Genomic DNA, 7194 nt, shown 5'->3' on the forward strand with positions numbered 1-7194 from the left:
TTTACTTACCCAAAAATGTCCTGCTCCAAAACGAACTTCTTAACAATGGAGCTCTCTTCTTGTTGAATTTTTTTGCCAGCAACTATCGGAAGTGGGTAATCGACAAGCCGCTTGTCAGCCTTATGTTAGTAGTGCTGGTGGTTGGATATTTTGCTTCCCATATCTCTAGTTTCAAACTCGATGCTTCTGCTGAGTCTCTGGTTCTTGAAAACGATAACTCCCTGCAATATTACAGGACTATAAGCAAAGCTTATGGATCTGATGATTTTCTTATCATTACTTATGCTCCATTCAAGGATTTGATGTCCAATGCAGTATTGTCCGATTTAAAATCTTTGAGCAATGAACTTGCTGAACTGGAGCGGGTTCACTCGATAGACAGTATCTTAAATGTTCCTCTGCTGAACAGCCCGCGAGTAGAAATTTCAAAGCTTGACACCGATATCCGAACATTGGAAACACCAGGAGTTGATCGGGAATTGGCCCGCAAGGAATTTCTTGAAAGCCCTATTTATAAAAACCTGTTGATGAGTCCGGATGGCAAAACCACCATTGTCAGGATTAATTTTAAGCGTGATGAAAAATATTTCTCTTTGATGTACAGGCGAAATGACTTGCGTGAAAAGAAGGAGAAATTTGGCCTTGATAAAGAAGAAGAGCAGTTATTTGTCAAAGCCCGGAAAGAGTTTCGGGATTATCACGCTCAGGTTCTTGATAATGAAGATAAACTCATAAGAACCGTTCGAGAAATCATGGACCGGCATCGTGAACATGCAGAAATGTTCCTTGGCGGAGTGCCAATGATCACTTCAGACATGATCGGATTTATCGAACACGATCTGGAAACATTCGGGTTAGGTGTTATCGCATTTTTAATCCTGATGCTCAGCCTTTTCTTTAAGAAATTAAGATGGGTCGCATTGCCAATGGGTTGTTGCATTATTACCGTTGTGATGATGGTGGGCTTTCTAGGCTTAATGGATTGGCGTGTCACTGTAATTTCATCCAATTTTGTTTCGATCCTGCTCATTATTACCATGTCGCTGACCATCCATTTGATAGTGCGTTATCGGGATATCAACGACAGCAACCCGGGTCAAAGTCAGAAAGAGCTGGTCTGGACAACAATCCGCCTAATGGGCCAGCCTTGTTTTTACACGGCAATCACCACCATTGTTGCCTTCGTTTCCCTCATTATAAGCGGAATTCGACCGGTTATTGATTTTGGCTGGATCATGACGATTGGTATCGCCCTGGCATTTAGTTTAAATTTTATCTTTTTTCCTGCTGCTTTGGTTTTGTTACAGCCAGAAGCTCCGGGATTCTCCAAAGACGGCACCCGCACTTTCACACTGGCTATCGCCGCGTTTACCAACCGTAACAGAAACGCGATTTTATATGGTTCTTTCCTTATAGCAATTGTGAGCGCACTTGGAATAGCAAAGCTTGAGGTAGAAAACCGCTTCATCGACCACTTCAAAAGCAATACAGAAATCTATCAGGGTATGGAGGTTATCGACAAACAGTTGGGTGGCACTACACCGTTAGACATTGTCATGAATCCAGACCAGAAATATTTTGACTACCTGAAAGAAATTGAGGAAAAGAACAAGACGAAAGAAGAAACTTTTGATGAAGACTTTGACGACCCTTTCGCGGAGGAAGCAGAAGAGGTTGAGCAAAATTACTGGTTTAACTCTAATATGCTGGACCGGGTAGAGCTAATTCACGACTATCTTGAAAGCCTGCCGGAAGTTGGCAAAGTCCAGTCAATATCCACACTGATCAAGGTTTTCACTCAACTGGACAAAGGCCGAAAACCGGATGATTATGATTTGGCTTTGATCCGCAAGCTCATGCCTGATAACGTAAAAGATTCTCTTGTCAACCCATACCTTTCTCCAGATGCCAACCAGATTCATATTAATATGAGACTGATCGAGTCGGACCCTACACTGAGACGCTCCCAACTGATAGAAAAAATTCGTACCCATCTTATTGAGGAATTAAAGTTCTCCCCGGAAGCCATCAACTTTACTGGAATGGTTGTGCTTTACAATAATATGCTCCAAAGTCTGTACCGGTCTCAGATTCTTACTATAGGTGTGGTTTTTATTTCAATAATGTTCATGTTCATGATTTTATTCAGAAGCATATCCATGGCAATAATCGGCATCATCCCCAACCTGCTTGCAGCGGGAACCGTATTGAGCCTCATGGGGTGGATGGGAATTCCACTGGATATGATGACAATTACCATTGCCGCCATCACAGTGGGAATCGCTGTGGACGACACGATCCATTACATACACCGCTTTCAAACCGAGTTTAAGATCGACCAGGACTATCTGGCTGCCATGAATCGCTGTCACGGAAGCATTGGCAAAGCCATGTATTACACGTCTGTAACCATCACTCTCGGGTTTTCCATACTGGCTCTTTCGGAGTTCATGCCCACAATTTACTTCGGGCTGTTAACCGGTGCGGCAATGGTTGTGGCGCTTATCGGTGCTCTCACCCTGTTACCCCTGCTTATTGTCGTTTTCCGACCCCTCGGCTCCCCGTCGGAGACCCAATGAACAACCACTCGGCGTGGCCAGCGTGACGCTGGACCCATAACTCAATTGCTGTAAGAGCAACTAGCAGCTACTAGGTCCTTTAAAGTAATTTCTCTGAATAAATTTCTTGCTAACCACTTGTTACCCGACCTTGTTCATTGACGCCACTCGGAGTGGGCGGGAAACAAAGCGAAAGGGAAGAACTTGGCCTCCCTTCGAAGTGAGTTCTTCCGATACCAATTGTTTTTTGGCTGGAGGAACGATAAAGGCCACACACCCTCCACCACCGGCACCGCAAACCTTGGCCGCCAAAGCTCCCTTTTTCATGGCAAACCGTATCAACTTATCCATTTGAGGAGTGCTGATATTGGGGGCCAGTTTTTTTCTGGCTATCCATTCTTTGGAAAATACTGGAGCAAGGTTTTGAATTTTTCCTCGACTCAAAACCCGTTCCATTTCCAGGGCACAATCACGAATTGTTTTCAGGTGAAGGATCACAGCCCGATTCCCATCTACCGCTTTTTTTGTGACCTCCCAATTATTAATCCCCGAGTTGCGGGGTTTACCGGTGTAACACAGGACAAAATGCCGAGTCAGTTCAGCTGGACTGATAGCAAACTTCACTGTTTCGGTACCTCGCACTCCCGGAACAACTTTTCGCACACCCCCATACATTGCGGGAAAATAATCCTGACAGCCGGCAGGAACATTGATGACCTGAGTTTCAATATTTTTAGCAATTTCAATCATCTCAGGTTTACGGTAACGCTTGCCCGTCAACCTGTTCAACGCTCCATGAAGGGCAATGTTCAAAGCAGATGAACCCCCAATTCCTGATCCCTGTGGTGCCTGGCAATCCGTCGATATTTCCAATCCTGTTTGGGGAGCATAAAACTTCAACGTACGCACAATTAGTTCAAGGGGGTGCTTATCAGGGAGCGCGCCCAAAGAAGAAAAGTTTTCGCTCAATCCCAGATCGCGCGAAGTCAGAACAATACGTTTGTCTTTACGGGTGGTGATTTCAACGGTGGCATAAAGGTCGATCGCCGCGTTGAGGGTGGGAGGATTATCAAAAAACAGGTGCAAAGGCCAGATATCCAGCGTTCCTCCGGCCAGGTCTATGCGGGTAGGAGCAGAGCTTTTAATACGAAGCACTGACCCGCTTCTCTTAGAGGTTTTCAGAATCCGTAGACTTTTTAGCCTCAAGATCGTCGATCTTCTTACTCAACTTGCTGACAAGAGATGCATAGGATTCTGTACTGATAATTTTTGAGAACTGGGATTTATAATTGCGGATCAGGCTGACACCTTCAATCACAAAGTCATAGACGAGCCATTGCCCGTTATCCTTGATAAGTTTGTAATCAACATCAATCACTCCATCCTTGCGGACAATCTGGGTTTGAACCATTGCATATTTTCCCTTAACCTTCTCGCCCACATAATTGATGGTTTCATCCTGATAATTCTCAATTTTACTGGCATAGGAATTTTCGAGCAGTTTTTTAAAAAGCCCGGTGAACTCTTCGCGTTCCTTATCACTGCGGTTTTTATAGTTCTTGGCAAGTGAGCGCATCACCATCTGCTTATAGTTGAATCGCAGACCAATCACCTCACGCAGTTTTTTTCTTCTTAAAACCGGATCTTTCTTGAGATTTTCATCAGATACTATCTCGAGAACTTTATCGATGGTCCCTTTCACATCATCAGTAATTTCAGACGCAACAACTACCTGCCCGGTACCCAAAAGCAAAGAGACAGCAACCAAAAAACAACCCCAAAAGCTTTTCATTTTCATCAAAAAATCCTCTTAAATTGTTTCAATCCGATCTCTGGTAACTCTAGCAAATATGGTATTTCGAATCAAGCGTCCAACTCTCCCATAAAAAGGAGATGTCTCCACTTATACATACTGCAGAAAATGCCGATAAGTGACAGGAATGAAAATATATTGAATGGGTGAAATCCTTCGGACCATCAAAATTGATAAAATTTTAATAAATTCCTTTAAATATTGACAATTTTTAAAGGATTTCTTATAGTAGATTGATCCCAGAATCACCAAAAGTATCAAGTATTCAATGATTTATACGGAGGCGCGTTTTGTGAGCCAGGTCCGAGTATATTCTTACATTCAGCTATCAATAGCAATGGCAATGAGTCTTATGTTTATTGGCTGCGGTACTGTTGACTTGGAAATTCGGCAGAATATCACTAATACAAGTATGCATCCCAGGTCTGTTGCCATTTTACCTTTTACCCTCGAAGAGCAAAGCCATGAAGATGTATCTCCGCATGAACTGTTTCGCAATTGTTTTTATAATTATTTCAGCTTTCTGGGGTATACCGACCTTCCCCTGAACACCATTGACCAAAAACTAAAAAATGCTGGGCTGACAGACAATAAAAAGATTTTAGAATTAAGCCCGGAAAGGCTTCGGGAAATTCTGGGTGTTGATGCGGTAATCAGAGCCCGTGTTTTATCCACCAGTAACTTCACAGGTGGCATCCATGCGGAGACGTCCATAAAAGCAGGCATTGATATGCTGGACCTGAGAACAGGAGACATTATCTGGGAAACTGAACACAAGGAAAGTACTTATTCGGGAATACTCTCTCCAACGATTGTCGAGATCATTCAAGATCAAATGGACAATGTAAAAGTTGACGAGGCTTTTTATAAAACAGCAGAAATGTTTTCTATGAATATGATGAAGGAGATTCCTGACCCTGCCGATAGCTGGAAAGAAGAAATTCGTCTTCCAAAGATCACCAGCATAGAAACGAATTTAAAACCGGGACTGAAGCTAAAACCAAACGACAGAATCTATGTAAACCTTAGGGGCGACCCGGGGCTAACAGGCTATTTTGATATCGGAAGCTGGAAATCAAACATACCCTTGAAAGAAATTGTGCCAGGGCTCTACACCGGTAGCTACACAATTAAGTCCTCTGATGAAGCCAGCAGTTCCCTGATAGTCGGTACTTTGAAAAATAAAAACGGCCTTGCCGGTAAAAAGTTTTACAAAGAAGGCATGGCCCATTTTGATTCTTCAACTAACTAATTATGAATTTGGTAAATAACATTTCAAACCTTTCCAGGCTTTCCGGGCTGTTATTTTTGCTCACCCTGCTTTCAGCATGTGCTTCAGATTTGCAAACCAAAGTATCAGGTCATTTAAACGCTTTATCAAAAAATCAAACTGTAGCTATTCTGCCGGTTCAAGCAAGTGATGCAGGACAAATGGAAATGGCAAAAATATTCCGCCAGGGGTTACATGCCAACCTGAAACAATCCAAATTCAATTTATTGGAAAAATATATTGTAGATGGTTTGTTAAAGCAGAATAACCTTAACAACCCCGCTAATTTTCTTGCAATCAACCCAATGCATTTTGGAGAGATTCTGGGTGCCGATGCCATAGTATTCAGCAGGATCAATAAGGTAGAACGTAGTTACTTCATCGTGCACTCCTCAATCGAATTAAGCGTCTCAGTGGAAATGGTAGACACACGTACCGGTGAGATCTTGTGGCGAGCCGAACAAACAGAACACGACTTTTCAGGCATTGGTAAAATTCCAACCGGAATCACCACGGCACTGCTTGCTCCTATTCAGTTTGTGACCAACAAATTCAACCTGAACAAGATGACTTCTAAAATGGTTGATAAACTGACTGCCCTGGTTAAAAAACCTGAAAACGCTGAAAAAGAGGCTCAATTTGAAAGTACGGTTATAGCCAAAAATGCCAGCAATGATTTGAAAAAAATTGAGGAGCTTCAGCAACTTAAAGCCGAATGGGACCATGCGCTAAATCTGGACGATGAAAACTCAAACCACCAGAGTGCCCAAAGTGAAACTTTTAATGAAGAAACAATTTCTCCACCGACCAAACCGGTACTGGCAGGTAAAATTCAAAGCAAAATACCTTTGAAAGCAAAGGTACGCAAAACAAGGGCTGTGGAAAAAGAAATTCCTCAACTTCCAGCAACCTCAGCTGAGCAAAATGAAATTACAACTCCCATTCCCATGAATTCTTATAAAGCAACCCTGGCTGTCCCTCTTCAAAAAATCTCCCAGCCATCTCTAGCAAAAAGTAAAACCGGAGAGTCTGAAAAGAGTTCAACATCAAAGTTATATACTGTGCAAGTGGGGGCTTATAAAACAAAAGCCTATGCTCAAACCCTTTTAAACAAACTGGTGAAAAAGGGCTATAAAGCTTTCGTCATCCAAGATAATAACAAGATCTATAAGGTGAGGGTTGATAAATTTAAAAACAAACAAGACGCTCTCAAACTTGCCCGCCAAATGCTGGAAAAAGAAAAACTGAAAAACTTTGTGACACGGACATAATGACTGTTAAAAAGTAAGTTTTTTATTTTAACAACAACAGTCTCATTGTTAACAAGCCCCATAATTATCCAGCAGATCAAAAAACCGGCTGACCTCATCTTCAGTATTATAAAAATGCGGCGAGAGCCGGACCAAACCATCCCGAACCGTCAGCTTCACTTTGTTCTTCAACATCCATTCATACAGCTGGCTGATATCCTGATCCATAATGAAAGCTATGTTTCCCGAACGTTCTTCAGGGCGGGTGGAACTGTAAACTTTTAGTCCACGCCCTGCCAGTTG

General features: G+C 42.6%; 5 protein-coding genes. 3 read left to right on the forward strand and 2 right to left on the reverse strand.

Translation table 11 applies throughout. The features are described 5' to 3' along the window. Nucleotides 1-122: 122 nt before the first annotated feature. The gene (locus F3741_09795) at nt 123-2579 is read left to right on the forward strand and encodes an MMPL family transporter (GenBank protein ID MZG31075.1); all 2457 of its coding nucleotides are present in this window, start codon (nt 123-125) and stop codon (nt 2577-2579) included. 120 nt (nt 2580-2699) lie between these two features. Here F3741_09795 and F3741_09800 read toward each other — a convergent pair whose 3' ends face one another. Both F3741_09800 and F3741_09805 read right to left on the reverse strand, forming a co-directional pair. Beyond that, a complete protein-coding gene (locus F3741_09800; GenBank protein MZG31076.1) occupies nt 2700-3704 on the reverse strand; it encodes a GHMP kinase in 1005 nt (334 codons plus the stop codon). 22 nt (nt 3705-3726) lie between these two features. Beyond that, nucleotides 3727-4350, reverse strand: a complete 624-nt coding sequence (locus tag F3741_09805; GenBank protein MZG31077.1) for an ABC transporter substrate-binding protein — start codon at nt 4348-4350, stop codon at nt 3727-3729. 289 nt (nt 4351-4639) lie between these two features. On the opposite strand from F3741_09805, the gene F3741_09810 reads away from it, so the two are divergent. Further along, a complete protein-coding gene (locus F3741_09810; GenBank protein MZG31078.1) occupies nt 4640-5623 on the forward strand; it encodes a hypothetical protein in 984 nt (327 codons plus the stop codon). 2 nt (nt 5624-5625) lie between these two features. Next, nucleotides 5626-6912 carry a hypothetical protein gene (locus tag F3741_09815; GenBank protein ID MZG31079.1) on the forward strand — a complete coding sequence of 429 codons (1287 nt, stop codon included), beginning with the start codon at nt 5626-5628 and terminating at the stop codon, nt 6910-6912. Nucleotides 6913-7194 lie beyond the last annotated feature (282 nt).

This window comes from Nitrospinota bacterium, from assembly GCA_009873635.1.
Taxonomy (GTDB): Bacteria; Nitrospinota; Nitrospinia; order Nitrospinales; family VA-1; genus LS-NOB.